Here is a 25,698-nt window from a genome sequence, read left to right as displayed (position 1 = left end):
CACGGGGGAACAACGGGGGAACAACGGGGGAACAGGGAAGCGGGATTCCACGGGGGAGTACGGGGGAGTACGGGAACGGGGATCCCGACGGGGGAACGGGGGAACAGGGGGAGCACGGGGGAAACGGGGAGAAACAGGCAGCGGGACCGGAAGGCCGAGGGGTCTTACCGGTCCCGTCGCCACGTCACGCCACGCCACGCCACGTCATGCCACGTCACGCCATGTCACGCCACGTCACGTCACACCGGATCCGGCGCCGAACTCCGCCGCGTACCGCGTCTGGACACGCACCGCCCCGCCGCCGCGGACGCGAGCCGGCCGAGGGCCTCCTCCTTGCCGCACGGGTGCGCGCCGAGCGCAGCCTGCCGGGCCACCACCGAACGCTCCGAGCGCATCAGGCGCCAGCCGCGCCGCAGCAGGAGCGGCACCGACTTGCGGCCCTCCTTCAGATCGCGGAGCAGCCGCCGCCGGAACGTCGTCGTCGGCCGCCCCCGCAGGCACAACACGTCGGCCAGGACGCCCAGTTCACGTACGCGCTCCACGATGTCCGCGGCGAAGATGCCCTCGGCGATGAACAGCGGCGTGCGCTCGATGTCGAACGTCTCCCGGCCGACCCGCGCGCTGACCGAGATGTCGTAGACCGGCACCCGCGTACGCCCCGAACGGCACAGCTCGGCGATCGCGGCCACGGCGACGTCCGCGTCCCAGGAGTCGGGGGAGTCCCAGTCGACGTCCCGACTGCCCGCGACCAGCGGGAGCGTGGGGTCGTCGTGCTCCTTGTAGAAGTCGTCGAGGCGCAGCACCGGGAGGCCGGAGCGGGCGGCGAGTCGGCTCTTGCCGGCGCCGGAGGGGCCGGTGAGGAGGACGACGCGCGTCGGTATCGGGGGATGGGCGCTCACGGAACACCAGTGTGCTGCATTCCCTCGCACAGGCGACCCCCGCGGGCGGTTCTTTGAAAGCCGCATCACATCTCAATTACGCTACGTGCCCAGTCGATTACGCAACGATCACGGCCTGGACAGGTGGCGTACCCATGGCACGGCAGATGGCACGACATGCAGCATCCCGAAGGCCCGCGCACCGCACGCTGATGCGCGCCGGACTCACCCTCGCCGCGGCCGGCGCGGCCCTCGGCGCGGGAGGCGCGGCGACGGCGGCCGCGCAGCCCCTGCCCGCGGCCGTCCCGGCCCAACTGCCCGTACCACTCGGTGACTTGGACGTGCTGGCGGCCGGTCAGGCGCTCACGGGGTCGCTGCCGTACACGACGGGCCCGCTCAAGAACCTGCAGCTCGACCCGCTGGCCAAGACCGGCGTCGACCCGCTGGACAACGCGGTGGGCACGCAGGTCGCCGACTTCCAGCCGGTGTCCACGGCGGCTGTGACCGACCCGGTCACGGACGGCGGCACGCTGGGCACCCTGCCCGTGGTGGGCACGGCGACGGGCCTGCTGCCGGGCTGAGCCGTACTTCCGCATACGCGAACGAGCGCCGGGCGGACCGCAGTCGGTCCCGCCCGGCGCTCGTCCGTGAGCAGCCCTTGTCGCGCTGAGCAGCCTTCGTCGCGCTGAGCAGCCCTTGTCAGTACGCGGAGCCGGACGCCCCGAGCGATCCCGTCGGGTGCCAGACCGTCTTCGTCTCCAGGAACGCGGTGAGGCGGTGCGTGCCCGGGTCGGCCGTCCAGTCGTCCACAGGCTGTGGACGGAGTACGCGCTTCAGGTTGTCGGCCGCCGCGACTTCAAGGTCCTTGGCGAGCACCTCGTCCGCGCCGCACAGATCAAGGGCGTTGACGTCCTGGTGCGCGGCGAGCGGGGCCGCGATCTCCGCCGTACGGCCGGACAGGATGTTCACCACGCCGCCCGGCAGGTCGGAGGTGGCGAGGACCTCGCCGAGGGAGAGCGCGGGCAGCGGCGCCGCCTCGCTCGCGACCACGACCGCCGTGTTGCCGGTGGCGATCACCGGGGCGATCACCGAGACCAGGCCCAGGAACGACGAGTCCTGCGGGGCGACGACGGTGACCACGCCCGTCGGCTCCGGCGAGGACAGGTTGAAGTACGGCCCGGCGACCGGGTTGGCGCCGCCGGTGATCTGCGCGATCTTGTCGGTCCAGCCCGCGTACCAGACCCAGCGGTCGATCGCTGCGTCCACCTGCGCGGCGGCCTTGGGCTTCGACAGGCCCTCGGCGTCCGCGACCTCACGGACGAACTGCTCGCGGCGGCCCTCCAGCATCTCCGCGACGCGGTACAGGATCTGGCCGCGCAGATAGGCCGTCTTCCCGGCCCAGCCGCCGAAGGCCTTGCGGGCGGCGACGACCGCGTCCCGCGCGTCCTTCCGGGACGACTGCGGGGCGTTGGCCAGCCACTCACCCTTGCGTGAGGTCACTTCGTACACCCGGCCGCTCTCGGATCGCGGGAACTTCCCGCCCACGTACAGCTTGTAGGTCTTGAAGACACTGAGGCGTGCGTCAGACATCGAGGTAACCCTCCAGGCCGTGGCGGCCGCCCTCGCGGCCGAAGCCCGACTCCTTGTAGCCGCCGAAGGGCGAGGTCGGGTCGAACTTGTTGAACGTGTTGGCCCAGACGACCCCGGCGCGCAGCCGGTCCGCGACCGCGAGGATCCGCGAGCCCTTCTCGGTCCAGATGCCCGCCGACAGGCCGTACGCCGAGTTGTTGGCCTTCGCGACGGCCTCCTCCGGCGTACGGAACGTCAGCACCGAGAGGACCGGGCCGAAGATCTCGTCCCGCGCGACGGTGTGCGCCTGCGTGACGTTGGTGAACAGCGTGGGCGCGAACCAGTAGCCGGACGAGGGGAGTTCGCAGGGCGCGGACCAGCGCTCGGCGCCCTCCGCCTCGCCGGTCTCGACGAGCGAGGTGATCCGGGCGAGCTGCTCGGAGGAGTTGATCGCGCCGATGTCGGTGTTCTTGTCGAGCGGGTCGCCGAGGCGCAGCGTGGAGAGCCGCCGCTTCAGCGAGTCCAGCAATTCGTCCTGGATCGACTCCTGTACGAGCAGCCGGGACCCGGCGCAGCAGACCTGCCCCTGGTTGAAGAAGATGCCGGAGACGATGCCCTCGACGGCCTGGTCGATCGGGGCGTCGTCGAAGACGATGTTGGCGCCCTTGCCGCCCAGTTCGAGCGTGACCTTCTTGTCCGTGCCCGCGACCGTACGGGCGATCTCCTTGCCGACGGCCGTGGAACCGGTGAACGCCACCTTGTCCACGCCGTCGTGCGCGACGATCGCCGCGCCCGCGTCCCCGTACCCCGGAAGGATGTTGACGACGCCCTTCGGCAGCCCGGCCTGGCGGCAGATGTCCGCGAAGAACAGGGCGGACAGCGGGGTGGTCTCGGCGGGCTTGAGGACGACCGTGTTGCCGGTGGCGAGCGCCGGGGCGATCTTCCACGCGAGCATCAGCAGCGGGAAGTTCCACGGAATGACCTGGCCAGCGACGCCGAGGGGCCGGGGATTCGCTCCGTACCCCGCGTGGTCCAGCTTGTCGGCCCAGCCGGCGTAGTAGAAGAAGTGCGCGGCGACCAGGGGGAGGTCCGCGTCCCGGGTCTCCTTGATCGGCTTGCCGTTGTCGAGGGTTTCGAGGACGGCGAGCTCGCGGGAGCGCTCCTGGATGATCCGGGCGATCCGGAACAGGTACTTGGCCCGCTCGGCACCCGGCAGGGCGGACCACTTCTCGAAGGCCTTGCGCGCCGCCTTCACGGCCCGGTCCACGTCCTCGGCCCCGGCCTGGGCGACCTCGGAGAGCACCTCCTCGGTCGCGGGCGAGACGGTCTTGAAGACCTTGCCGTCCGCGGCGTCGGTGAACTCGCCGTCGATGAACAGGCCGTACGACGGGGCGATGTCGACGACGGAACGCGACTCGGGGGCGGGTGCGTACTCGAACACGGATGTCTGCTTCTCGATGGTCATGGGTCTCAGTCCACCGTCACGTAGTCGGGACCGGAGTAGCGGCCGGTGGCCAGCTTCTGCCGCTGCATCAGGAGATCGTTCAGCAGGCTGGAGGCGCCGAACCGGAACCAGTGGTTATCGAGCCAGTCGGACCCGGCCGTCTCGTTCACGAGCACCAGGAACTTCACGGCGTCCTTGGACGTCCGGATGCCACCGGCGGGCTTCACTCCGATCTGTACCCCGGTCTGCTGCTTGAAGTCGCGCACGGCTTCGAGCATGAGGAGCGTGTTGGCCGGAGTGGCGTTCACACCGACCTTGCCGGTCGAGGTCTTGATGAAGTCGGCCCCGGCCATCATCCCGATCCAGGAGGCGCGCCGGATGTTGTCGTACGTCGACAGCTCGCCGGTCTCGAAGATCACCTTGAGCCGGGCCCGCTCGCCGCAGGCCTCCCGCACGGCGCGGATCTCCTCGTACACCTTCAGGTACTTGCCCGCGAGGAAGGCGCCGCGGTCGATGACCATGTCGATCTCGTCGGCCCCCGCGGAGACCGCGTCCTGGACGTCGGCCAGCTTCACGGCGAGGGCGGCCCGCCCGGCGGGGAAGGCGGTCGCGACGGACGCCACCTTCACGCCGGACCCGGCGACCGCCTCCTTCGCGGTCGCAACCATGTCTGGATACACGCAGACGGCGGCGGTCCGAGGGGTCGTACGGTCGGTCGGATCGGGGTGGACGGCCTTCGCGCCGAGCGCCCGGACCTTGCCCGGGGTGTCGGCGCCCTCCAGGGTCGTCAGGTCGATCATCGAGATGGCCAGGTCGATGGCGTACGCCTTGGCCGTCGTCTTGATGGAACGCGTCCCGAGCGCGGCGGCGCGCGCCTCGAGTCCGACCGCGTCCACGCCGGGCAGCCCGTGCAGGAAGCGGCGCAGCGCACTGTCGGACGCGGAGGCGTCGGCGAAGGCAGATGCAGTGGCATGTGCAGTGGTGGGCATGGTCACCAGACGAGCATATCTACGCGCGTAGCGGCTTGTACAGGGGTGGGGTGAATCTGGCCCGGACAGGCCGGACAGGAGAGCGGCCGGGACCCGTCTCGTTCTCGGGCCCCGGCCACGCGCGCATGTATGGCTGCCGACCTCAGCCGATCAGCAACAGCACCACGAGCAGCAGCGCCCCCGCGACACTCGGCGCGAGGATCTCGTACGCCCAGCGTACGGCCGGCTCACCCTGCGCCCCCGGGGCCCCCGCGTGCCGCTCGGCGAGCTCGCGCAGGTCGTCCAGGGCCTGGTCGGCGGGGGCGCGGGTGTGGCCGGCGTCGCGCCCGGACAGGACGGCGGACGTACGCCCGTGCGGATCGTCCACGGCGGCCCGCACCTGCCGCCGCGCGGCCTTCTTGCGCGCCCGCAGCGAGACGGGGATCGCCCACAGCTGGTACTTGCCGCCGTCCTTCGCGAACACCTCGCTTGAGTACCCGGCCCGCAGCCCCTCGACGGCGCCCCAGGGCAGCGTGATCGTCCGGAACGGGTTCCGCACCCGCAGCCGCACCTGATTCGCGAACACGGCGGGCCGCACGGTGTACGCGACGATCAACGGCACGAGAAACAGCAGCCCGGCCAGCGCCAGCCACGGCGTCCGCCCGGTCCCCCGCACGAGCGCGTCCGCACCGAGCCAGGCGCAGAGCCCGAGCAGGAGGACGCCGCCGGCGATGGCGCCGGGGGAGCGGTGGGTTCGGTCGGCGTATTCGGGCTGCGGCGCGGGCTTGGCGTCGGGCTTGGCGTCGGAACGCTGCTCACCCTCGGGGGCCCGATCGGGCTGCCCGTCGGGTCGCGGATCGGGCTGCGGATCGGGAGTGGGGTCCGGGCTCGTCATGGGGGTGATTGTTACTCAGCGGGGGGTGAGAGTGTCACCGGGGCTGGGCGACGATGTGCCGAGGGGCGGCTGACGCGCGAGCCCACGCCGCACGGCTGCGACCACGCTGCGCCGATGCGGCATCCGGGGAGTCATGGGTGCGGGGGAGGTGAGCAGCGTGGACGGTGTCGACGTACCGCGCGAGGAACGGTTCGAGGTGCTCCGACAGATCGCCTGGCAGCTTCCGGAGTACTCGGAGACGAGACTCGCCGAATGGGGCTGCTCGCAGCGGGAGCTGAAGGTTCTTCTCGCTGTGTTCGGGCGCACCGAGGCGCAACTGGGTTCGGCTGCGGGCGGCGCCCGGTTCGAGGAGATCCCACCGCAGCGACGCTCGCTCTGGGCCGCCTTCTTCCGAAGAGTCCTCGTCTCCCTCAGCCCGCGCGAACTGTTCTTGCGTACGGGCTACGCGCTGGACGAGTTGGAGGCGGCGGTCGAGTCGTGGGAAGGCGGGTGACGGTGGACGTGGGGATGGCGGCGGCAGGGTCGTACCGTTGCCGCTCGCTCCAGGGCAGGCCGAGCGCCTGGGCAGACGGATGTGTGCGGGGGCCAGGGGCAGGGGCCATGAGTACGTCCTCGTCTACGGGCTCAAGGGCGCCGACCGTGAGGCGCGAACGGGCTGCGGGCGCGATCACGACGTTCGAGTGCCCGCACCTCACGTACTTGAGACTGAGAGGCACAGAAACCCGAGGACCGGGGAAGAGTTTGTAACGTGGAAGAAGATGCCACGGCCTGCTCGGCCTGACGAATTGCCTCTGTGAATCAATCGGAAAGGGGAGCGACTTTATGGACCCGGCTGCCTATCCAGAGGTCAAGTCCTGGATTGAGGAGCACTCTGGAAGCCTTGACTCTGTCGATTTTCTCACGCGCAACGCATCATTGGGTACATGGTTGGCCATCTATCACGTTATTTGGCCAGACTTTGTGGAGGTCGAAGGTTGTGTTCTTTGGCGTCGCTCATATGAGGTGAGCAATTTTAGGGAGTGGTTCCGCCGGTTTGAAGGTGATGTTCCGGCGGTGGAGGCCACCCTTAACCGGCTTATCCTGGGCGATATTATCGAGAATGATGACTTGCCGGAGGATCGGGCAGTGTTGATGGAGCTTGCAGAGATGACCGCCAAGTCCTGGGGGATCGCTCTCCGTGAATCATTCCCGTCCAAATCTTTCGAAGTTGGATGCGCGAATACAGAGGACGGCCCTGTCGTGTGGTTCCATTCGGTGCACAGGGAGTGATTTCGTGATTGTCGAATCGGGCATTCAGGTATAAGCGCGTGTCGAGAGGGCGGCCGCCGGTGCTAATTAAGGTGCACGTTTAAACCCTTCCAGTGTCGCCTTATTTGTAGACGTCTCCACAAGCAGCAACTCCCAAGGCCCAGAGTTCACGTCGAAGTCCTTGCCGAAGCCGATCCACTTCCCAGCCATACGGCGGCCAGTCGGCTCGATCAGCATCTGGACCGCTCCGTGGTAGCGCGCGCCCTGGTAGTAGCCGGCGCGGGCTGTTTGTTCGGTCCAGGTGCCCGTGACCACGTTGCGGTCCAGGGTGAGGTCGAGAGTCAGAGGACTGTCGGGGTTGCTCGATGCCCCGGGGAGGCTTTGGCCGGTCAGCTTGTCGCCGTGCTGGAGTACTACGACGTAGTGCTTGGCCTCGAAGGTCTCGCCTCGGCCCGAGCTGTAGTACTCGTAGCGGGACAGCCAGATTCCGGAGTAGTTCGCCGTGGCTGTGGCGGGTTGAGGGGACTCGGTCTCCGCGGCGGCACCATCCGGGGCGGCGGCGTCCATGTCATGGCCTCCCTTTCCGTCGGAGTGCACGCGCGCCACCGGCACAGGGAGGGCGAAGCCGAGGGACTCCACCGGGCGGCCGGTGACGTGCTCAAGTGCCCGCGCGTACACGGGGCGTGGGGCGCGGCTGACTCCTGACTCCCAGCGTTGTACGAGTCGCTTGCTCGCGTCGTTGGGTTCGCCCAGCTCTTCCCCCGCGCGACGCAATGCTTTCGCCAGGTCGTCCTGGCTCATGCGCAGGCTGATCCGTACGGCCCGGAGCACGTCGTTCGTCGCGTGCAGCTCAGTCGTCATGTCATTGACCGTAGCGGCCGCCGGTCGCCGATGACACCGGTTTGACGCCTTCGAGTGACACCCCGATGACGCCGCCAAAGCCGTCGCAAGGGCACTCCCCGCCACCGACGATGGCGGGACACAACCTCGACGGAAGCGGGAGCCGCAATCGATGAGCCAAGTCCCTTTCCCCGACCGGGATCACCGCACCGCCCTGCGCCTCCTCCCCTGGAGCAGCGATGACGGCAAGCCGTGCTTCGTTCTCGGTGACGGCAACGGTCCGGTGTCCCGTATCGCCGACGAAATCGAGTGCGTCCAACTCGCCATGGCACAGCAGTTGTTGGGGCATGCGCGAGAGCTGTTGGAGTGCCCACGGGTCTCCGTCGGCGAACTTCGCTTTCTCGGGCGGCGGTTGAGCGAGGCGCTCACCGATGCCTTGCGCGTAGCCGAGAGTCGAGGGCTGCCCAGCAACGCCCACGCCCCTCAAGGCGCACTACGCCAAACCAAAACCATGTACCCCCCGCAATAAGCCGCCACCAGCACAACACCCCCCACCCAAGCCACCGCATGCCGCAGCGAGGCGCGGGCCAATAGCAATGCCAAGGGCAGCAGCAGGGGGAAGCCCGGTAGCAGAAAGCGGGCTCGGGAGAAGTAGACGCCTCCGCTGCCCAGCACGATGGCCAGCAGCAGGCCCGTGAAGGCGAGGAGTACCAGGGGCTGGCGGTCCAGTACGGAGCGTACGAAGAGGATTGCCGACGCGATCAGCACCAACGAGACCAGGATCAGGAACAGTTCGGGTGTCGAGTCGTCGAGGAAGTGGTCGTCCAGTCTGCGCAATGTGTACGCGCCGCCGTCCACATGGTTGTGCCACAGCTTCTGGACCGCGAAGTAGCCGTCCCAGCGGCCGAGTCGGAGGCCGACCCAGCCCACGTACGACAGCCAGCCCAGAGGGGCCAGAAACCCGCCCACCAGCGCACGCCACGAGAAGCCCCGCCGCAGAGCCGAAAGCGCTCCCAACGACACCGCCGCCGCCAGCGCCAGCCCCGTAGGCCGAGTGAGCCCCGCCAGCGACGCCAGCGTGCCCGCCCACACCCAGCGGCCCGTCAGGCAGGCGTAGAGCGACCAGGCCGCGAAGGCCGTGAACAGGGACTCCGTGTAGCCCATCCACTGGACCAGGCCGACCGGCAGTCCGCCCCACAGCAGTGCCAGGCACACACCCACCCTGCGGCCGTGCAGCCGCGCGCCCACCGCGAAGATGCCCCAGGCCGCGAAGAACGACCCCACCACCGCCACCAGCAGGCCCACGCTCGCCGACGAACCGGGCAGGGCCCACGACAGGGCCCGTACCGCCAACGGGTACAGCGGGAAGAACGCCAGGTTGTTCGTGTCGTACGCCGTGCCCAGCTCCCGCGCGTAGCCGTTCTCCGCGATGCCCAGGTACCAGGACGAGTCCCAGGAGTTCGCCAGGATCGGCCAGAGGCCCTGGCCCTCCCGGTGGGCCCAGAGGGAGACGGCGAGGAGGCAGAAGAGGCGTACGCAGGCGTAGCCGTAGAGCGCGGGGGCCGCGTGGCGCAGGGCGCGGACGATGCGGCGGGGGAGGTCCGCGCGGGGTGGGGGCGCGCCCCGGGGACGGGGACGGGGGCGGGGGCGCCGGGAGGTGGGGAGGGCGCGGCGGACGGCCTCGGTGGGGGCGGACACGGGCGGGCAGCTCCTGGGGTTCGGTCGGGCGCGGACCGGTCCACCTTCCTTGCGGGCCACCACCCCTCCCGCCCCGCTGCGTCAAGTGCCCTGCGGGAATCACCCGTTCAGGTGGCCGGGCGGTACGGGAAAGGGCGGCGGTGATGTCGAAGTCACCGCCGCCCCGAGAGCATCGAGCAGGCTCAGATACCCGCCGCCGCAGCCAGATCCCGCTTCAGCGCCGCAAGCAGCTCCGCCGCCTTCGCCCGGGCAGCGACCAGGCCATCCGAAGCGACCGGAACGACCGCCTCCAAGTAGCACTTCAGCTTCGGCTCCGTACCGCTGGGCCGGACGATGACCCGGGCGCCGGAGAGGGTGTAGCGCAGGCCGTCCGTCGGGGGCAGCGTGGCCGTGCCCTGCGTCAGGTCCTCCGCCAGCGTCACCGGCAGGCCCGCCAGCTCCGTCGGCGGCTGCTCGCGCAGGCGCCGCATCGCCGCCGCGATGACCGACAGGTCCTCGACCCGCACCGACAGCTGGTCCGTCGCGTGCACGCCGTGCTCGACGGCCAGGTCGTCGAGGAGGTCGAGCAGCGTACGGCCCTGGTCCTTCAGCTCCGAGGCCAGTTCCGTGACGAGCAGCGCGGCCGTGATGCCGTCCTTGTCGCGTACGCCCTCGGGGTCGACGCAGTAGCCGAGCGCCTCCTCGTAGCCGTACCGCAGGCCGTCCACGCGGGCGATCCACTTGAAGCCGGTGAGGGTTTCCTCGTACGCCAGACCCGCCGCCGAAGCGATCCGGCCAAGCAGGGACGACGAGACGATCGACTCCGCGAAGGTCCCGGTCACGCCCCGCTTGACCAGGTGCGCAGCGAGGAGCGCGCCCACCTCGTCGCCGCGCAGCATCCGCCAGCCACTCGCCGAGGAGTCGTGCACCGCCACCGCGCAGCGGTCCGCGTCCGGGTCGTTGGCGATGACCAGGTCCGGAGCCTCAGCCTGGGAACGGGCCGCCGCGAAGGACAGGTCCATCGCGCCCGGCTCCTCCGGGTTCGGGAAGGCAACCGTCGGGAAGTCCGGGTCCGGCTCGGCCTGTTCGGGCACCACGACCGGCTCGGGGAACCCGGCCCGCGCGAACGCGGCCAGCAGGGTCTCCTTGCCGACGCCGTGCATGGGCGTGTAGACGGTACGGGCCGTACGGGGGGAGCCGGCGGCGAGCACCGCGTCCGTACGCGCCAGGTACGCCTCCAGGACCGACTCGCCCAGCGTCTCCCAGCCCTCCGAAGGGCGCGGTACGTCGGCCAGGGCGCCCACCGCGTCGATCTCGGCGGCGATGTCCGCGTCGGCCGGGGGCACGATCTGCGAGCCGTCGCCCAGGTACACCTTGTAGCCGTTGTCGCGCGGCGGGTTGTGCGAGGCCGTGACCTCCACGCCCGCGACCGCGCCCAGGTGCCGTATGGCGAAGGCCAGGACGGGGGTGGGCAGCGGGCGGGGGAGGACCGCCGCGCGCAGCCCGGCGCCCGTCATCACGGCCGCCGTGTCCCGCGCGAAGTCCGCCGACTTGTACCGCGCGTCGTACCCGATGACCACGAGCCCGCCCGCCTCGCCCTGCGCGCGCAGGTACGCGGCCAGGCCCGCGGCCGCGCGGATGACGACGGAGCGGTTCATCCGCATCGGGCCCGCGCCCAGCTCGCCGCGCAGTCCGGCGGTGCCGAACTGGAGGGTGCCGGAGAACCGGTCGGCCAGCTCCTCGTGCGCCTCGGCGTCGATGAGCTTGGCCAGCTCCTCCCGGGTCTCGGGGTCGGGGTCCTCGGCCAGCCAGGCCCTGGCCCGGGTGATCAGCTCGTCGTCGGGTGTGTCTGCCTGCACGTCTGCCTCAGCCTCTCCTCGTACGGGTGCGCGTCTCAGATCCGGCCGAGGACCTGGGTGAGCAGGGCGCCCATGCGGGCGGCGGAGTCGCGGCCGGCCTGGAGGACCTCCTCGTGGTTGAGGGGCTCGCCGGACAGGCCCGCGGCCAGGTTGGTGACCAGGGAGATGCCGAGCACCTCGGCGCCGGCCTCGCGGGCGGCGATGGCCTCCAGGACCGTGGACATGCCGACCAGGTCGGCGCCGAGGACACCGGCCATGCGGACCTCGGCCGGGGTCTCGTAGTGCGGGCCGGGGAACTGCGCGTACACGCCCTCCTCCAGGCTCGCGTCGACCTCCTTGCACAGGGCGCGCAGGCGCGGCGAGTACAGGTCGGTGAGGTCGACGAAGTTGGCGCCGACGATCGGCGACGTCGCCGTCAGGTTCAGGTGGTCGCTGATCAGGACCGGCTGACCGGGGCGCATGCCCTCGCGCAGGCCGCCGCAGCCGTTGGTCAGGACGACGGTCTTGCAGCCCGCGGCCACGGCCGTACGCACACCGTGCGCGACGGCGGCGACGCCGCGGCCCTCGTAGTAGTGGGTGCGGCCGAGGAAGACCAGGGCGCGCTTGTCACCGGTCTTGTACGACCGGATCTTGCCGCCGTGGCCCTCGACGGCGGGCGGCGGGAAGCCGGGCAGTTCGGTGACGGGGAACTCGGCCTCGGGCGTGCCGAGCGCGTCCACGGCGGGGGCCCAGCCCGACCCCATCACGAGGGCGACGTCATGGGTCTCAGCGCCGGTGATCTCACGCAGCCGCGCGGCGGCGGCGTCTGCGGCGGCGTACGGGTCGGTGGGGGTTACGGAAGCGTTCACGCGGTTGAGGGTAGCTGTTGTCGTCCTACGCGCGTAGATGCTGCCGCAAACAGTGTCGCGATCGTTGCGTTGTACGTTCCGCCAAGGTGGTCGTGGAGCGCCGTCCCTGGGGGCTCCGCCCCCGGACCCCCGATCGCCCATCGTGCTCGTCCTCAAGCGCCGGACAGGCTGGATGGGTGCCCCTCCCCGCCCCTTCCCGAAAGCCTGCGGCGCCGTCTGATCGCGCTGCGCGCTCGTCCTCAAACGCCGGACGGGCTGGATTTGCCGGACGGGCTCGTTTTTCAGGGGCGCGGGGAACTGCGCGACCGGCCACGACGGCGCGGCAGCCGGACGACGGGCGGAGAATTCAGCCCCTCCGGCGTCTGAGGAGCGGGGGTTCGGGGGGGCGGAGCCCCCGGAGGGCGACCAGCTGCCGACCTCAGCAGGGCCGTTTCCGCAGAGACATCACATAATCGTGCGGCGCCCCCGCCGACTCCGCCGCGTCGGCGATCTCGCCGAGGTAGCGGGCCGAGGGGAGGCCGCCCTCGTAGCCGTTCAGGACGTACACCCAGGCGGGCATCTCGCCCTCCAGGGTCTCCACCCGGATCCGCATGCGGCGGTAGATGTCCATGCCGACGCCCTCCCAGCGGTCCATGGACTCCTCGTCCATGGGCGCGATGTCGTAGAGCGCGACGAAGACCTGGGAGCGCGGGGCCTCCACGATCGTGGCGAGCGCGCCTTCCCAGCCCATGTGCTCGCCGCCGAACGTCAGCCGCCAGCCGTTGAGCCAGCCAGTGGCGCGCAGCGGCGAGTACGGGGCGCGGCGGGACATGAGCCGCGCGTCGAGATTGCCGGCGTACGCGGCGTAGAGCGACATGGGACCGAGGGTACGACAGTGACCGCCGCAGGTCGTGCGGTCTCGCGAGCCCGTCGTACCCCACTGGAGGGCCCCGGGGAGAAGCAGCTTGAAGCGTGCGGGACAATGGAGTACGTACTGCATCTGCCCGGGGGGCGACCCCCGGACCCCCGGCCGGAACCGCGCTGGGCGGGCCGGAAACGAGAGCGCGAGGCGTAAATCCCTTGACCCGGATCGTGATCATCGGCGGCGGACCCGGCGGATACGAGGCGGCCCTGGTGGCCGCCCAACTCGGCGCGGAGGTGACCGTCGTCGACTGCGACGGTCTGGGCGGGGCGTCGGTGCTCACCGACTGCGTGCCGTCCAAGACCCTCATCGCGACGGCCGAGGTGATGACCACCTTCGACTCCTCGTACGAAGAGCTGGGCATCATCGTCGAGGACGACACCCCGCACATCGACCAGGCCGCTCGCGTCGTCGGCGTGGACCTCGGCAAGGTCAACCGGCGCGTGAAGCGGCTCGCGCTCGCCCAGTCGCACGACATCACGGCGTCCGTGACACGCGCCGGCGCCCGGGTGATGCGCGGCCGCGGCCGGCTCGACGGGCAGCAGGCGATGGACGGATCGCGGAAGGTCGTCGTGACCGCGGCGGACGGGAGCGAGGAGATCCTCACCGCCGACGCCGTCCTGATCGCGACCGGCGGCCAGCCGCGCGAGATCCCCGACGCCCTGCCGGACGGCGAGCGCATCCTCAACTGGACGCAGGTGTACGACCTGGACGAGCTTCCCGAGGAGCTCATCGTGGTCGGTTCCGGTGTCACGGGCGCCGAGTTCGCCGGTGCCTACCAGGCGCTCGGCTCCAAGGTCACGCTCGTCTCCTCCCGCGACCGCGTGCTGCCCGGCGAGGACCCGGACGCCGCCGCCGTCCTGGAGGACGTGTTCCGGCGCCGCGGCATGAACGTTATGGCCCGCTCGCGCGCCGCCTCCGCCAAGCGCGTCGGCGACCGCGTCGAGGTCACGCTCGCCGACGGCCGCGTCATCACCGGTACGCACTGCCTGATGGCGGTCGGCGCGGTCCCGAACAGCAGCGGCATGGGCCTGGAGGAGGCCGGGGTCCGCGTGAAGGACTCGGGCCACATCTGGACCGACAAGGTGTCCCGCACCACCGCCCCCGGCGTGTACGCGGCCGGTGACGTGACCGGTGTCTTCGCGCTCGCGTCGGTCGCCGCCATGCAGGGCCGGATCGCGATGTACCACTTCCTGGGCGACGCGGTGACGCCGCTGAACCTCAAGACCGTCTCCGCGAACGTCTTCACCGACCCCGAGATCGCCACGGTCGGCTACAGCCAGGCCGACGTCGACGGCGGCAGGATCGACGCCCGCGTGGTGAAGCTGCCGTTGCTTCGCAACCCGCGCGCCAAGATGCAGGGCATCCGGGACGGCTTCGTGAAGATCTTCTGCCGTCCCGGCACCGGCATCGTCGTCGGCGGCGTGGTCGTCTCGCCGCGCGCTTCGGAACTGATCCACCCCATCTCGATCGCGGTCGACAACAACTTGACGGTGGAACAGATCGCGAATGCGTTCACCGTCTACCCCTCACTGTCCGGCTCGATCGCCGAGGTCGCCCGGCAGTTGCACACGCGCAAGACGGCGGGCGAGGCGTAGCAGCCCGTAAAGCCCCTGCTCCGAGGGTGCGTTGACCCTCGTACGACGTCATTGGCCCAGTCGCCCGGACTATGCCGGGGGACTGGGCCTTGCGTATACCACTTCGCGTCGGACCATGCGAACAACTTCTGTTATTCGGCGCAAACTGCTGAAAGCAGACGGTCGTTGGGGTTACTGTCAGTTTCGTGTTCGCTGCAGAACGTCGCCAATTGATCCTCGAAATGGTGCGGGCCAACGGAGCGGTTTCGCTCCGGGAGCTCGCCCGCGTAGTCCAGACCTCCGAAGTGACCGTACGGCGGGATGTGCGGGCGCTGGAGGCCGAAGGACTCCTCGACCGCCGCCACGGCGGCGCGGTCCTCCCGGGCGGATTCACGCGTGAGTCCGGCTTCCCGCAGAAGTCGCTGTCCGCGACGGCCGAGAAGACGGCCATCGCCGATCTCGCCGCGGGCCTCGTCGAAGAGGGCGAGGCCATCGTCGTCGGCGCGGGTACCACGACCCAGGAGCTGGCCCGCCGGCTCGCCCGCGTCCCCGGCCTGACCGTCGTCACCAACTCCCTGCTCGTCGCCCAGGCGCTGGCGCACGCCAACCGCGTGGAGGTCGTCATGACCGGCGGCACCCTGCGCGGCTCCAACTACGCCCTCGTGGGCAGCGGAGCCGAGCAGTCCCTCCAGGGGCTGCGGGTGTCGCGCGCCTTCCTCTCCGGGAGCGGGCTGACCGCGGAGCGCGGCCTGTCCACGTCCAACATGCTCTCGGCGAGCGTCGACCGGGCCCTGGTGCAGGCCGCCGCGGAGGTGGTGGTCCTCGCCGACCACACCAAGCTCGGCACCGACACCATGTTCCAGACGGTGCCCACGGACGTCATCACCCGGCTCGTCACGGACGAACCCCCGGTGCACGACGAACGCGCGGCCACCGAACTGCAGGCCCTCGCCGACCAGGGCGTCCAGGTCGCGGTGGCGGGCGCGACTCCATCGGGCGGCGCCGCCGACCCGGTGCAGCCGGGCCCTCCACAGCGCCGGGACGTCCCCCTGCCGGGCCAGCGGAGGAACGTCACACCGGGCCCGCCGACCCTGCGCGCGGCGAGCGCCCTGACCGACCCGGCCCCGGGCGACCGGGAACGCGAACGGGCGGCCAGGGTGGCGGACTTGAGGCGCAGGTAGATCTACTGCCTTCTGCTGCTTGCTTGTTGTGCGGCGTCGCAGGGCGGCGCTGTCGGCCACGGTCGGCAATATCAGCCCGTCCGGCGCTTGAGGACGAGCCCGAAGGGCGATCGAGGGCGCGCAGGTCGACGGCGCCGATCGGTCCACGTAAGCCTACGTACCCGACTTGAGCCCGCGCAGCGTAAGCATCAGCAACCGATCCGCCAACTCCGGGTCCCCCGGCGTCTCTTCAGCGGCCAGCGCGATCGCGTTGGTCAGCTGGAGCAGATCGCCGATCGTGATGTCCGAGCGCACCGACCCGGCCTCCTGCGCCCGTACGAGCAGGGCGCCGCCCGCCTCGCGCATCGGCGCGCTGCACCGCGCCAGGGCCGAACTGTCGTCCCGCGAGACCGACATGAGGGCCCGGGACAGGCCGCGGTACTCGCCCGCGTGCGTCACGAGCGCCCGCAGCCACTCCACGAGCGCGGCGCACGGCTGCGGGTCGTCGAGCAGCTCGCGCGAGCGGGTGAGCAGCGCGCGCACCGCGTCCTCGAAGACCGCGCTCAGCAGCGCCTGCCGGTTCGGGAAGTGCCGGTACAGCGTGCCGATCCCGACGCCCGCGCGGCGCGCGATGTCCTCCAGGGACGCGTCCGTGCCGTGCTCGGCGAACGCGGCACGGCCCTCGGCGAGCAGCCGGTCGTAGTTGCGCCGCGCATCCGCACGCATCGGACGCGCCGCGGCGGGCACCGCGCCGGTTCGCCCGGTGCTGGTCGTCATCACAGCCGTCCTCCCTGGCCCCTCGGCCCTGGTCTGCTTCCAGGATGCCACCCCGTACGGTGCGCGAACGGCCGGTCACCGGACGCACCCAGGGGCGCGTGGGTACGACGAAGGGCTCCCGGTACGGAACCGGGAGCCCTTCGTCGTACGCGCGTCTCGGACGTCAGTCCTTGATCTCGCAGATCGCGGCGCCGGAGGTGAGGGAGTTGCCGACCTCCGCGGTCAGGCCCTTGACGGTGCCGGACTTGTGGGCGTTGAGGGGCTGTTCCATCTTCATGGCCTCCAGGACGACGACGAGGTCGCCCTCCTTGACCTCCTGGCCCTCCTCCACGGCGACCTTGACGATCGTGCCCTGCATCGGGGACGCCAGGGTGTCACCGGAGGCGGCCGGACCGGACTTCTTCGCCGCCCGACGCTTGGGCTTCGCACCCGCCGCCAGACCCGTACGCGCCAGGCTCATCCCCAGCGACGAGGGCAGCGAGACCTCCAGGCGCTTGCCGCCGACCTCGACGACGACGGTCTCACGGCCCGTCTCGTCCTCCTCCGCCTCGGCGGGACCGGCCGTGAACGGCTTGATCTCGTTGACGAACTCCGTCTCGATCCAGCGGGTGTGGACCTTGAACGGCTCGCTGGAGCCGCCCAGTTCGGGCCCGAACGCCTCATCGACCACCACCGCCCGGTGGAACGTCAGCGCGGTCGCCATGCCCTCGACCCTGAACTCCGCCAGCGCACGCGCTGCACGCTGCAGCGCCTGCTGACGGCTCGCACCGGTGACGATCAGCTTGGCAAGGAGCGAGTCCCAGGCCGGACCGATCACCGAACCGGACTCCACGCCCGCGTCCAGGCGCACACCCGGACCGGTCGGCGCCACGAACTCGGTGACCGTGCCGGGCGCGGGCAGGAAGTTACGGCCCGGGTCCTCACCGTTGATACGGAACTCGAAGCTGTGCCCGCGGATCTCCGGGTCGCCGTAGCCGAGCTCCTCGCCGTCGGCAATCCGGAACATCTCGCGTACGAGGTCGATCCCGGTGACCTCCTCGGTGACCGGGTGCTCGACCTGCAGACGGGTGTTGACCTCCAGGAAGGAGATCGTGCCGTCCAGGCCGACCAGGAACTCCACGGTGCCCGCACCGACGTAACCGGCCTCCTTCAGGATGGCCTTCGACGCCCGGTACAGCTCCGCGTTCTGCGCCTCGGACAGGAACGGCGCGGGGGCCTCCTCGACCAGCTTCTGGTGGCGGCGCTGCAGCGAGCAGTCACGCGTGGAGACCACGACCACGTTGCCGTGGGTGTCGGCCAGGCACTGCGTCTCCACATGCCGCGGCTTGTCCAGGTAGCGCTCCACGAAGCACTCACCCCGGCCGAACGCCGCGACCGCCTCACGCACCGCCGAGTCGTACAGCTCCGGCACCTCCTGAAGGGTGCGGGCCACCTTCAGACCACGACCGCCACCACCGAAGGCGGCCTTGATCGCGATCGGCAGACCGTGCTCCTCGGCGAACGCCACCACCTCGTCCGCACCCGAGACCGGGTCCGGGGTGCCCGCCACCAGCGGAGCACCCGCACGCTGCGCGATGTGCCGGGCGGCGACCTTGTCACCCAGGTCACGGATCGCCGCCGGTCCCGGGCCGATCCAGATCAGACCCGCGTCCAGGACCGCCTGCGCGAACTCCGCGTTCTCGGAGAGGAACCCGTAACCGGGGTGGATCGCGTCCGCACCCGAGTCCTTCGCCGCGGCCAGCACCTTGGCCATGTCCAGATAGCTGGTGGCCGGGGTGTCACCGCCCAGAGCGAACGCCTCGTCGGCCGCACGGACATGCAGGGCGTCCCGGTCCGGATCGGCGTAGACGGCCACACTCGCGATCCCAGCATCCCGGCACGCCCGGGCCACGCGGACAGCGATTTCGCCACGGTTGGCGATGAGCACCTTGCGCACGTTGGCTCCCTCCTTGAAACAAGCTGAGTTTAGGGACTGCCGACACGGCGTATCGACCCGTCCCCAATAGTGAGCTTGCCCACACGGAGCGTTATTCGAGGGGCGCTCGAGTCCCGAAATCCCTTGTCGCACCACGGTACGACGGGATCCTGAACCGCACAGTAACGGGACGGTGTGGCGCAGGTCTCTGTCTGCGAGAGCAAGGGCCGATCTGGTTTCTTTGTGGAGTCCCTACGAATGGCGGTAGCAATCTTTGCCCCTCCGCGGAGTCTTGTCCCGCGGTTTACCCGTTAGTAGCGTTTGCGGCGCCCTCGGACCTACCGGGGGTAACGGCGTGGGGAAGTGGGTGGGGCGCGGTGGCGCGCAGACCGGTGGCCTTGGTGGCCGCGCTCGTGCTCGTCGTGGAAGCGGCCGGCATCGCGTGGCTGAACTGGTTCCTGGGGCTGGTCGTGGACAACCAGAAGATGTCCCTGGCCGGCCTTGATCCGCACGCGATGACCGTCGGCTCGTGGGTGGCGGGCGGCCTGATGGGGCTCTATCTCCTGCTGTGCGGCCTGGTGTTGCTGCGTACGGGCGTACGCGACCGGGCACCCGGCGGCGTCGGCCGCGTCCTGCTGATCTCGGCCGCGGTGCTGCACGCGGTGCTCGGCGCGTTCTCCGTGGGCCTGGTGGGCTGGACGGCCTTCGCGTTCCTGATGGTCGTACTCGGCCTGCTCGTACTGACGTTGGTCGCGTACGGGAAGGGCGCCGGGGCGGACGAGGAGGGTTCGGACGGTACGCAGGCGACCGCCGCCGTGAACGGCCCGAACCCCGCCTGAGTCGGCTGCGAAGAGACCTGATCGGCCTGCGCGGAGACCTGATCGCCCTGCGCAGAGACCTGATCGCCCTGCGAAGAGATCAGCCCTGGTAGACCATCGTGCAGAGCAGGGTGTCGCCGTCGTCCACGGTCCAGGACCAGTACGTCGTCTGGTCGTTCTGCACGCGTCGGCAGAGGCTGGCGTCGGTGCCCTTGGACGTGTTGTAGACGCCCGTGATGTGCATGATCTGGTTGTACGAGCTGGGCACCTTCTTGGCCGTGCAGTCCACGGCGGTCATCGGGCCCATGCCGGTGATCTTGCCGTTGCTCTGGTTGGCCAGGAAGCAGCCGCCCTTGTGGTAGACCCGCGAGAGGCAGAGCCGGGTGGTCTCGCCCGAGCTGGGCGAGGAGTACGTCCAGGTGGCCTGGTTCGTACCGCTGTCGCAGCTGCCGGAGGTGCCGGTGACCTGGACCAGGGCGTCGTCGCTCTTGCAGGAGACCGGGTCCGGGGGCTGCTCGGAGCTCCACTCGACGGTGCTCGTACCGCCGTGGCCGGTGTCCCACAGGGGCAGGCAGTCGCCGGATGTGACGTCCTTGAAGGCGCTCTCGGTCGGGTCGGGGGCGGCCGAGGTGGCGTCGGTGCCGGGCTTGGAGTCGAGGCCGCCGGAGCCGGACGTGCCGGAGGTGCTGTCGGTGGCGGAGGCGCTGGGGGCGTCGGACGAGCTGTTGCTGCCACTGCTCCCGGGTACGAAGAACCAGAAGGCGAGTCCGCCGACCACGATCAGGGCGAGCACCAGCGTGCCGACGATGCCGATGACGAGCCCCGCGTTGTTGTTGCGGCGCGGCGGCGGAGGCGGGAACGGCCCCTGCGGCGGGCCGCCGAACGGCGCGCCGGGCGGAGGGCCTTGCGGGGGTCCCTGCGGAGGGCCTTGCGGAGGGCCTTGCGGGGGTCCGAAGCCCGAGCCGCCCTGCGGCGGTCCCGGCGGACCCTGAGGCGGGCCGAACTGGCCCTCGGGCGGGCCGAACGAGTTGCTCATCTTTCTCCCCCGGAACGTGCGACGCGGTTGGCCCGAGGATGTTATCCGCACCCGGATCCAGGGGGTGAGGGGGTGACCGGGAGGTCGGCCACCCCGGAGACGGCCGGTCAGGAGGCGGCCGGGCTCCACAGCTCGGTGATGCCGACGCCGAGCTCCGCGAGCAGCTTGCGCAGCAGCGGCAGGCTGAGGCCGATGACGTTGCCGTGGTCGCCCTCGATGCCGTCGATGAACGGCGCCGAGCGGCCGTCGAGCGTGAACGCCCCTGCCACGTACAGGGGTTCACCGCTCGCGACGTACGCGGCGATCTCCGCGTCGGACGGCTCCCCGAAGCGGACTGTGGTGGAGGCGGTGGCCGAGGTGCGGCGTCCCGTGGCCGTGTCGATCACGCAGTGCCCGGTCTGCAGCACGCCCGCGCGGCCGCGCATCGACTTCCAGCGGGCGGTGGCCTCCTCGGCGTCGGCGGGCTTGCCGAGCGCCTCGCCGTCGAGTTCGAGCACCGAGTCGCAGCCGACGACCAGGGCGCCCGCGGCCTCCGCACGCCCGGCGACCGCGCTCGCCTTGGCCTCGGCCAGGACGCGGGCCAGTTCGGCGGGGGTGGGCGCGGAGAGCGCGTCCTCGTCCACCCCGCTGACGATCACCTCGGGTTCGAGTCCGGCCTGGCGGAGCAGCCCGAGCCGGGCGGGGGACTGGGAGGCGAGGACGAGGCGGCGGCGCTGATCGGTCATGGGGAGAGGGTATCGACGTCAAGCGCCCCACGAACTCCCTCCCCGAGCGAGAGGGTTCGTGGGGCGCCCGGTCCGTGGGTGCCGAGAGGGCGTCAGCCCTTCTTCAGGACGGCCTCCATGACCGCCTTCGCGATCGGACCGCCGAGCTTGCCGCCCGCGATCTGGTCGCGCGGAATGTCCTGCCCCGGGTCGACGAAGACGGCCACGGCGACCTTCTTGCCCTCCGCGTTCTTCCCGTACGAGATGAACCAGGCGTACGGCGGCAGCTTGTTGTCGACGCCGTGCTGGGCCGTGCCGGTCTTGGCGCCGACCTCGATGCCGTCGATCAGGGCGGGCTGTCCCGATCCCTGCTCGGCGGTGAAGACCATGGCCTCGCGGACCTTGTCCGCGGTCTCCGCGGAGATGGGCTGCGCCATCTCCTTGGGGTCGGTCTTCTCCAGAATGTCCGTGTCCGGGCCGCGCAGCTCGTCGATCATGTGCGGCTCCATCAGCTTGCCGTCGTTGGCGATGGCGGAGGCGATCATGGCGATCTGCAGCGGACTGGCGGTCAGGGAGCCCTGGCCGATGCCGGTGAGGGCGGTCTGCGGCCTGTTGATGTCGGTCGGGTAGATGGACTTGCCGGCCCGTACCGGAATGTCCAGTTCGCCGTTGTTGAAGCCGAACTTCTCGGCGGTCTCGCGCATCTCGTCCTTGCCGATCTCGGCGGCGAGCTTGGCGAAGACGGTGTTGCAGGAGTACTGCATGGCGACCTTGAGCGAAGCGTTCTCGCAGACGCCGCTCTTGTTCAGGTTCGGCAGCTCGGTCCTGGTGTCCGGCAGCGTCCACGGCTCGGGGGTGTCCGTGGGGGCGTTGATGTCGCTGACCCGGCCGGACTCGATGGCGGCGGCCGCGGTGAGCACCTTGAAGGTCGAGCCGGGCGCGTAGGTCTCCTTGAGGGCCCGGTTGAGGAGCGGCTTGTCCTTGTCCTTGTTGAGCTTCTGCCAGGCCTTCGAGTCCTTCTCGGACATGCCCGCGAACGTGGACGGGTCGTACGACGGCGTGGAGGCGAGGGCGAGGACACGGCCCGTGTCGGGGTCGAGCGCCGCGACGCCGCCCTTGAGGTCGCCGAGGCCCTCGTAGGCGGCCTTCTGCGCGGCCGGGTCGATGGTGGTGACGACGTCGCCGCCGCGCGGCTTGTCGTTGGTGAACATGTTGAGGGTGTTCTTCAGGAACAGCCGGTCGTCGGTGCCGGAGAGCAGTTCGTCGTTGAGCGCCTCCAGCTGGTTGGCGCCGAAGGCCTGTGAGGCGTACCCGGTGACCGGGGCGTACATCGCGCCGTCCTTGAAGGTGCGCTTGTACTTGAAGTCCGTGCCCTCGACCGCCTTCGAGCCGGTGATCGGCTTGCCGGCGACGATGATGTTGCCGCGCTCCTTCGCGTACCGCTCGATGGACACGCGCCGGTTCTTCTCGTGCTTGGCGAGCGGCTCGCTCTGCGCGTACTGGATCCAGTTGGCGCGTATCAGCAGTGCGAGCACGAGCAGCCCGCAGAACACGGCTATGTGCCGCAGTGGCCTGTTCACCGGCTACCGAACCCTTTCGATCTGTCCATCCCGAGGAAGTAGGACGAAGGGTACGGCCCCTTGGTTGCGCCGGTGCCCGCGGGCCGTGCCGGGGGCGGTCCCGGTCAGGGTGCGCCGAGGACGAGCATCGCCAGGATCATCGCGAGGGCGAGGACGAGCCCGGCGCGCCTCAACATCGCCTGAGTTTCCCGGAGTTCCTCCGGTGGCTCGTCTTTCGGGTCGGACCAGAGCATGAGGTCGATGGTCGCGGCTGCGGGGGCGGGGGCGCCTGAGTACGCGTACTCAGTTGAGCCCTCACCCAATTAAACGGGAACGCAGTTCCTTTAGTGCGAGGTGTGGTGCTACCGTACGGAGCGCCTTAAGGGAACTCAAGACCCGTTAGGGCTCCCCGATGAGAGATAGGGATCTTGTGATGCAGAACCTCGTCATGCAGGACGTCGTCATGCGGGACCTCGTCAACCCGCAGCAGGATTGGGCCGCCGCTTGGACCGCCGCGCCGCAGTCGCCCAGCACCGGCTTCACGCCGAACTGGTCGCAGCAGGGCTTCTCGCACCAGAGCGTGCGTCAGATCGTCCGCGTCACCCACGCCGGCGACGAGATCCGCGTCCGGCTGTCGAACGCGTACGGCACGGCGCCGCTGCGGATCACCGGGGCCACCGTGGCCCGAGGCGCGGGCGGCGCGGCCGTCGAGCCCGGCACGGTCGGGCGGCTCACGTTCGGCGGGGCGCGCTCGGCCGAGATCCCCGCGTACGGCCGGATCGCCAGTGACGCGGTCCGACTCCCGCTCGGCAGGGGCGAGCCGGTGGCGGTCACGCTGTACTTCGCGGGTACGACCGGACCCGCCACGTTCCACGCGCAGGGCTTCACGGACTCCTACCGGGCCGAGGGCGACCGGCTGGACGCCGTGTCGGGCGACGCGTTCACCGAGCGGACCGAGTCCTGGTACTACCTCGCGGGGGTCGACGTCGCCGGGGGTGCGCCCGGCCCGGGCGCGGTGGTGCTCTTCGGGGACTCCGTCACCGACGGCTTCGGCTCCACCCCGGGCGCCGACCGCCGCTGGTCCGACGCGCTCGCCGAACGCGTCGAGGGGCCGGTGCTCAACGCGGGCATCGGCGGCAACCTCGTCCTCAACGACTCGTCCTGGTACGGCGAACGCGGCACGGCGCGCTTCGCCCGGGACGTCCTGGACCAGCCCGGCGTCGCCACGGCCGTGGTCCTCCAGGGCCTCAACGACATCGGCTTCAGCGAGGCCCACGCGCAGGGGCACGACCGGCCGACGTTCCATCCGGCGCCGGTCGTCTCCGCCCGCGAACTGATCGCCGGGCACCGGGAGTTGATCCGCCAGGCGCGTGCGCGCGGAGTCCGGGTGGTCGGCGCGACGCTGCTGCCCCTGAAGGGCTCCGACCACTGGGGTCCGCACGCGGCGCGCGTCAGTGACGAGGTCAACGACTGGATCCGCACGTCCGGTGAGTACGACGCGTACGTCGACTTCGACAAGGCGCTGGCCGCGAAGTCCGATCCGGATCGGCTGGCTTCGGAGTACGACTCCGGGGACGCGCTGCATCCGAACGATGCGGGGTATGCGCGGATGGCGCGGGAGCTGGCCCGCGTGCTCTAGCCCCTCCCCGCCCCTTCCCTGAAGTCCTGCGGACAGCTCCCGGGGCTCCGCCCCGGACCCCGATCGCCCTTCGGGCTCGTCCTCAAACGCCGGACGGGCTGGTTTTCAGGGGCGCGGGGAACTGCGCGACCAGCTACGGCGGCGTGGCAGCCGAACGACGGAGCAGGGGTCCGGGGGCGTAGCCCCCGAAGCTGCTGCAAGCTTTCGTGAAGGGGCGGGCAGGGGAGAAGAACGCCCTAGCCGGGCCAGTACGTGCGGGCCCAGGACGACGGCCCCGGCTGCGGCAGGCGGTGGCGGGCCACCCGCGCCGGGTCGGACCACGCGTCCGATGGCGCGGGGGCGGAACCCTCCGCCCCCGCGCCATCGGACGCCAGCGCGGCGCTCCGCGCCTGCACCACCGCCAACGCGGCGGCCAGCTCCTCGGGGGTCGGGTTGCCCCGTACGACCTTGATCATCGGTCCTCCTGACTGGTCCACGGGTCTACAGGTCTACGGGTCTCCAGGTGCACGGGTCTACAGGGGGATGTTGCCGTGCTTCTTGGGCGGCAGGGACTCCCGCTTGCTGCGCAGCGTGCGCAGTCCGCGGACGATGTGGCGGCGGGTCTCGGACGGCATCACGACCGCGTCGATGTAGCCGCGTTCGGCCGCCGTGTACGGGTTCAGGAGCGTGTCCTCGTACTCCTGGATCAGCCGCGCGCGCACCTCCTCGCGCTCGGACTCCTCGGCCGCCGCGATCGTGCGCCGGTGCAGGATGTTGACCGCGCCCTGCGCGCCCATCACCGCGATCTGCGCCGTCGGCCAGGCCAGATTCAGATCCGCGCCGAGATGCTTGGAGCCCATCACGTCGTACGCCCCGCCGAACGCCTTGCGCGTGATGATCGTGATCAGCGGAACCGTCGCCTCCGCGTACGCGTAGATCAGCTTCGCACCCCGCCGGATGATCCCGGTGTGCTCCTGCTCCACCCCCGGCAAGAAGCCCGGGACGTCCACGAACGTCAGCACCGGCACATTGAACGCGTCGCAGGTCCGCACGAAACGCGCCGCCTTCTCCGAGGCGTCGATGTCCAGACAGCCCGCGAACTGCATCGGCTGGTTCGCCACCACACCCACCGGATGGCCCTCGACCCGCCCGAAACCGGTCACGATGTTCGGCGCGAACATCGCCTGCGTCTCCAGGAACTCCTGGTCGTCCAGGACGTGTTCGATCACCGTGTGCATGTCGTAGGGCTGGTTCGCACTGTCCGGGATCAGCGTGTCCAGCTCACGGTCCTCATCACCCGTCTGAAGATCCGCCTCCTCCGGGAAGGCCGGCGGCTCGGAGAGGTTGTTCGACGGCAGATACGACAGCAGCGACTTGACGTACTCGATCGCGTCCTTCTCATCGCCC

At 70.4% G+C, this 25,698-nt stretch carries 26 protein-coding genes; 7 read left to right on the top strand and 19 right to left on the bottom strand.

Annotated features, from left to right (window positions below; all coding sequences use genetic code 11):
• Window positions 1–239: 239 nt before the first annotated feature.
• Window positions 240–965, bottom strand: a complete 726-nt coding sequence (locus tag QIT00_RS34310; protein WP_282539399.1) for a uridine kinase — start codon at window positions 963–965, stop codon at window positions 240–242.
• A gap of 80 nt (window positions 966–1,045) precedes the next feature.
• Here QIT00_RS34310 and QIT00_RS34305 point away from each other — a divergent pair, with 80 nt between their 5' ends.
• On the top strand, window positions 1,046–1,459 hold the full coding sequence (locus QIT00_RS34305) for a hypothetical protein (protein ID WP_282539418.1): 414 nt from the start codon (window positions 1,046–1,048) through the stop codon (window positions 1,457–1,459).
• 118 nt (window positions 1,460–1,577) lie between these two features.
• On the opposite strand, the gene QIT00_RS34300 is transcribed toward QIT00_RS34305, so the two are convergent.
• The 4 genes from QIT00_RS34300 to QIT00_RS34285 all read right to left on the bottom strand — a co-directional run bounded on the left by QIT00_RS34300 (window position 1,578) and on the right by QIT00_RS34285 (window position 5,754).
• Window positions 1,578–2,468, bottom strand: a complete 891-nt coding sequence (locus QIT00_RS34300; protein WP_282539398.1) for an aldehyde dehydrogenase family protein — start codon at window positions 2,466–2,468, stop codon at window positions 1,578–1,580.
• Window positions 2,461–3,912, bottom strand: coding sequence for an aldehyde dehydrogenase family protein (locus QIT00_RS34295; protein WP_282539397.1), 1,452 nt, complete (start codon window positions 3,910–3,912; stop codon window positions 2,461–2,463). The genes QIT00_RS34300 and QIT00_RS34295 overlap by 8 nt, the downstream gene beginning before the upstream one ends.
• Window positions 3,913–3,917: 5 nt before the next feature.
• On the bottom strand, window positions 3,918–4,880 hold the full coding sequence (gene deoC, locus QIT00_RS34290; protein WP_282539417.1) for a deoxyribose-phosphate aldolase: 963 nt from the start codon (window positions 4,878–4,880) through the stop codon (window positions 3,918–3,920).
• 142 nt (window positions 4,881–5,022) lie between these two features.
• Window positions 5,023–5,754 (bottom strand): PH domain-containing protein, encoded by a 732-nt coding sequence (locus tag QIT00_RS34285; RefSeq protein WP_282539396.1) that lies wholly within the window; start codon window positions 5,752–5,754, stop codon window positions 5,023–5,025.
• Window positions 5,755–5,902: 148 nt separating this feature from the next.
• Between QIT00_RS34285 and QIT00_RS34280 the strand changes: the two genes are divergently transcribed.
• On the top strand, window positions 5,903–6,247 hold the full coding sequence (locus QIT00_RS34280) for a hypothetical protein (RefSeq protein WP_282539395.1): 345 nt from the start codon (window positions 5,903–5,905) through the stop codon (window positions 6,245–6,247).
• A 329-nt stretch (window positions 6,248–6,576) separates the two neighbouring features.
• Window positions 6,577–7,023 (top strand): hypothetical protein, encoded by a 447-nt coding sequence (locus tag QIT00_RS34275; protein WP_282539394.1) that lies wholly within the window; start codon window positions 6,577–6,579, stop codon window positions 7,021–7,023.
• Window positions 7,024–7,089: 66 nt separating this feature from the next.
• Here the strand turns inward: QIT00_RS34275 and QIT00_RS34270 are convergent, their stop codons facing one another.
• The 6 genes from QIT00_RS34270 to QIT00_RS34245 form a co-directional block, all read right to left on the bottom strand.
• Window positions 7,090–7,863 carry a helix-turn-helix domain-containing protein gene (locus QIT00_RS34270; RefSeq protein WP_282539393.1) on the bottom strand — a complete coding sequence of 258 codons (774 nt, stop codon included), beginning with the start codon at window positions 7,861–7,863 and terminating at the stop codon, window positions 7,090–7,092.
• Between the two features lies 1 nt (window position 7,864).
• Window positions 7,865–8,320: a hypothetical protein gene (locus tag QIT00_RS38810; RefSeq protein ID WP_349017224.1), complete on the bottom strand. Its 456-nt coding sequence runs from the start codon at window positions 8,318–8,320 to the stop codon at window positions 7,865–7,867.
• A gap of 5 nt (window positions 8,321–8,325) precedes the next feature.
• Window positions 8,326–9,540 carry a hypothetical protein gene (locus QIT00_RS34260; RefSeq protein ID WP_282539391.1) on the bottom strand — a complete coding sequence of 405 codons (1,215 nt, stop codon included), beginning with the start codon at window positions 9,538–9,540 and terminating at the stop codon, window positions 8,326–8,328.
• A 182-nt stretch (window positions 9,541–9,722) separates the two neighbouring features.
• Window positions 9,723–11,378 carry a phospho-sugar mutase gene (locus QIT00_RS34255; protein ID WP_282539390.1) on the bottom strand — a complete coding sequence of 552 codons (1,656 nt, stop codon included), beginning with the start codon at window positions 11,376–11,378 and terminating at the stop codon, window positions 9,723–9,725.
• A 35-nt stretch (window positions 11,379–11,413) separates the two neighbouring features.
• On the bottom strand, window positions 11,414–12,226 hold the full coding sequence (locus QIT00_RS34250) for a purine-nucleoside phosphorylase (protein ID WP_282539389.1): 813 nt from the start codon (window positions 12,224–12,226) through the stop codon (window positions 11,414–11,416).
• 418 nt (window positions 12,227–12,644) lie between these two features.
• The gene (locus QIT00_RS34245) at window positions 12,645–13,082 is read right to left on the bottom strand and encodes a gamma-glutamylcyclotransferase (protein ID WP_282539388.1); all 438 of its coding nucleotides are present in this window, start codon (window positions 13,080–13,082) and stop codon (window positions 12,645–12,647) included.
• Between the two features lie 164 nt (window positions 13,083–13,246).
• Here QIT00_RS34245 and QIT00_RS34240 point away from each other — a divergent pair, with 164 nt between their 5' ends.
• Together QIT00_RS34240 and QIT00_RS34235 are read left to right on the top strand one after the other, a co-directional pair.
• A complete protein-coding gene (locus tag QIT00_RS34240; RefSeq protein WP_282539416.1) occupies window positions 13,247–14,725 on the top strand; it encodes an NAD(P)H-quinone dehydrogenase in 1,479 nt (492 codons plus the stop codon).
• Window positions 14,726–14,946: 221 nt separating this feature from the next.
• A complete protein-coding gene (locus QIT00_RS34235; RefSeq protein WP_408909910.1) occupies window positions 14,947–15,885 on the top strand; it encodes a DeoR/GlpR family DNA-binding transcription regulator in 939 nt (312 codons plus the stop codon).
• A 153-nt stretch (window positions 15,886–16,038) separates the two neighbouring features.
• Here the strand turns inward: QIT00_RS34235 and QIT00_RS34230 are convergent, their stop codons facing one another.
• Both QIT00_RS34230 and QIT00_RS34225 read right to left on the bottom strand, forming a co-directional pair.
• On the bottom strand, window positions 16,039–16,641 hold the full coding sequence (locus QIT00_RS34230; protein ID WP_282539386.1) for a TetR/AcrR family transcriptional regulator: 603 nt from the start codon (window positions 16,639–16,641) through the stop codon (window positions 16,039–16,041).
• A 163-nt stretch (window positions 16,642–16,804) separates the two neighbouring features.
• Window positions 16,805–18,577 carry an acetyl/propionyl/methylcrotonyl-CoA carboxylase subunit alpha gene (locus tag QIT00_RS34225; protein WP_282539385.1) on the bottom strand — a complete coding sequence of 591 codons (1,773 nt, stop codon included), beginning with the start codon at window positions 18,575–18,577 and terminating at the stop codon, window positions 16,805–16,807.
• A gap of 356 nt (window positions 18,578–18,933) precedes the next feature.
• On the opposite strand from QIT00_RS34225, the gene QIT00_RS34220 reads away from it, so the two are divergent.
• Entirely contained in the window at window positions 18,934–19,395 is a 462-nt protein-coding gene (locus QIT00_RS34220; protein ID WP_282539384.1) for a hypothetical protein, read from the top strand.
• A gap of 79 nt (window positions 19,396–19,474) precedes the next feature.
• Here the strand turns inward: QIT00_RS34220 and QIT00_RS34215 are convergent, their stop codons facing one another.
• The 4 genes from QIT00_RS34215 to mmpB all read right to left on the bottom strand — a co-directional run bounded on the left by QIT00_RS34215 (window position 19,475) and on the right by mmpB (window position 22,927).
• A complete protein-coding gene (locus QIT00_RS34215; protein ID WP_282539383.1) occupies window positions 19,475–20,410 on the bottom strand; it encodes an LppU/SCO3897 family protein in 936 nt (311 codons plus the stop codon).
• A 107-nt stretch (window positions 20,411–20,517) separates the two neighbouring features.
• Window positions 20,518–21,135 (bottom strand): Maf family protein, encoded by a 618-nt coding sequence (locus QIT00_RS34210; protein WP_282539382.1) that lies wholly within the window; start codon window positions 21,133–21,135, stop codon window positions 20,518–20,520.
• 92 nt (window positions 21,136–21,227) lie between these two features.
• Window positions 21,228–22,694, bottom strand: a complete 1,467-nt coding sequence (locus tag QIT00_RS34205) for a peptidoglycan D,D-transpeptidase FtsI family protein (protein ID WP_282539381.1) — start codon at window positions 22,692–22,694, stop codon at window positions 21,228–21,230.
• 104 nt (window positions 22,695–22,798) lie between these two features.
• Window positions 22,799–22,927: a morphogenic membrane protein MmpB gene (gene mmpB / locus QIT00_RS34200; protein WP_282517072.1), complete on the bottom strand. Its 129-nt coding sequence runs from the start codon at window positions 22,925–22,927 to the stop codon at window positions 22,799–22,801.
• Window positions 22,928–23,106: 179 nt separating this feature from the next.
• On the opposite strand from mmpB, the gene QIT00_RS34195 reads away from it, so the two are divergent.
• Window positions 23,107–24,312, top strand: a complete 1,206-nt coding sequence (locus QIT00_RS34195; RefSeq protein WP_282539380.1) for an SGNH/GDSL hydrolase family protein — start codon at window positions 23,107–23,109, stop codon at window positions 24,310–24,312.
• A 236-nt stretch (window positions 24,313–24,548) separates the two neighbouring features.
• Here QIT00_RS34195 and QIT00_RS34190 read toward each other — a convergent pair whose 3' ends face one another.
• A complete protein-coding gene (locus QIT00_RS34190; protein WP_282539379.1) occupies window positions 24,549–24,767 on the bottom strand; it encodes an acyl-CoA carboxylase subunit epsilon in 219 nt (72 codons plus the stop codon).
• Window positions 24,768–24,824: 57 nt separating this feature from the next.
• Window positions 24,825–25,698: acyl-CoA carboxylase subunit beta (locus QIT00_RS34185; protein WP_282539378.1), on the bottom strand; the 874-nt coding region annotated here is incomplete at its 5' end.

Origin of the sequence: Streptomyces luteolus, from assembly GCF_029968015.1 — a bacterium.
GTDB classification, from domain to species: domain Bacteria; phylum Actinomycetota; class Actinomycetes; order Streptomycetales; family Streptomycetaceae; genus Streptomyces; species Streptomyces luteolus.
This window is presented reverse-complemented; position numbering and strand designations above follow the sequence as displayed.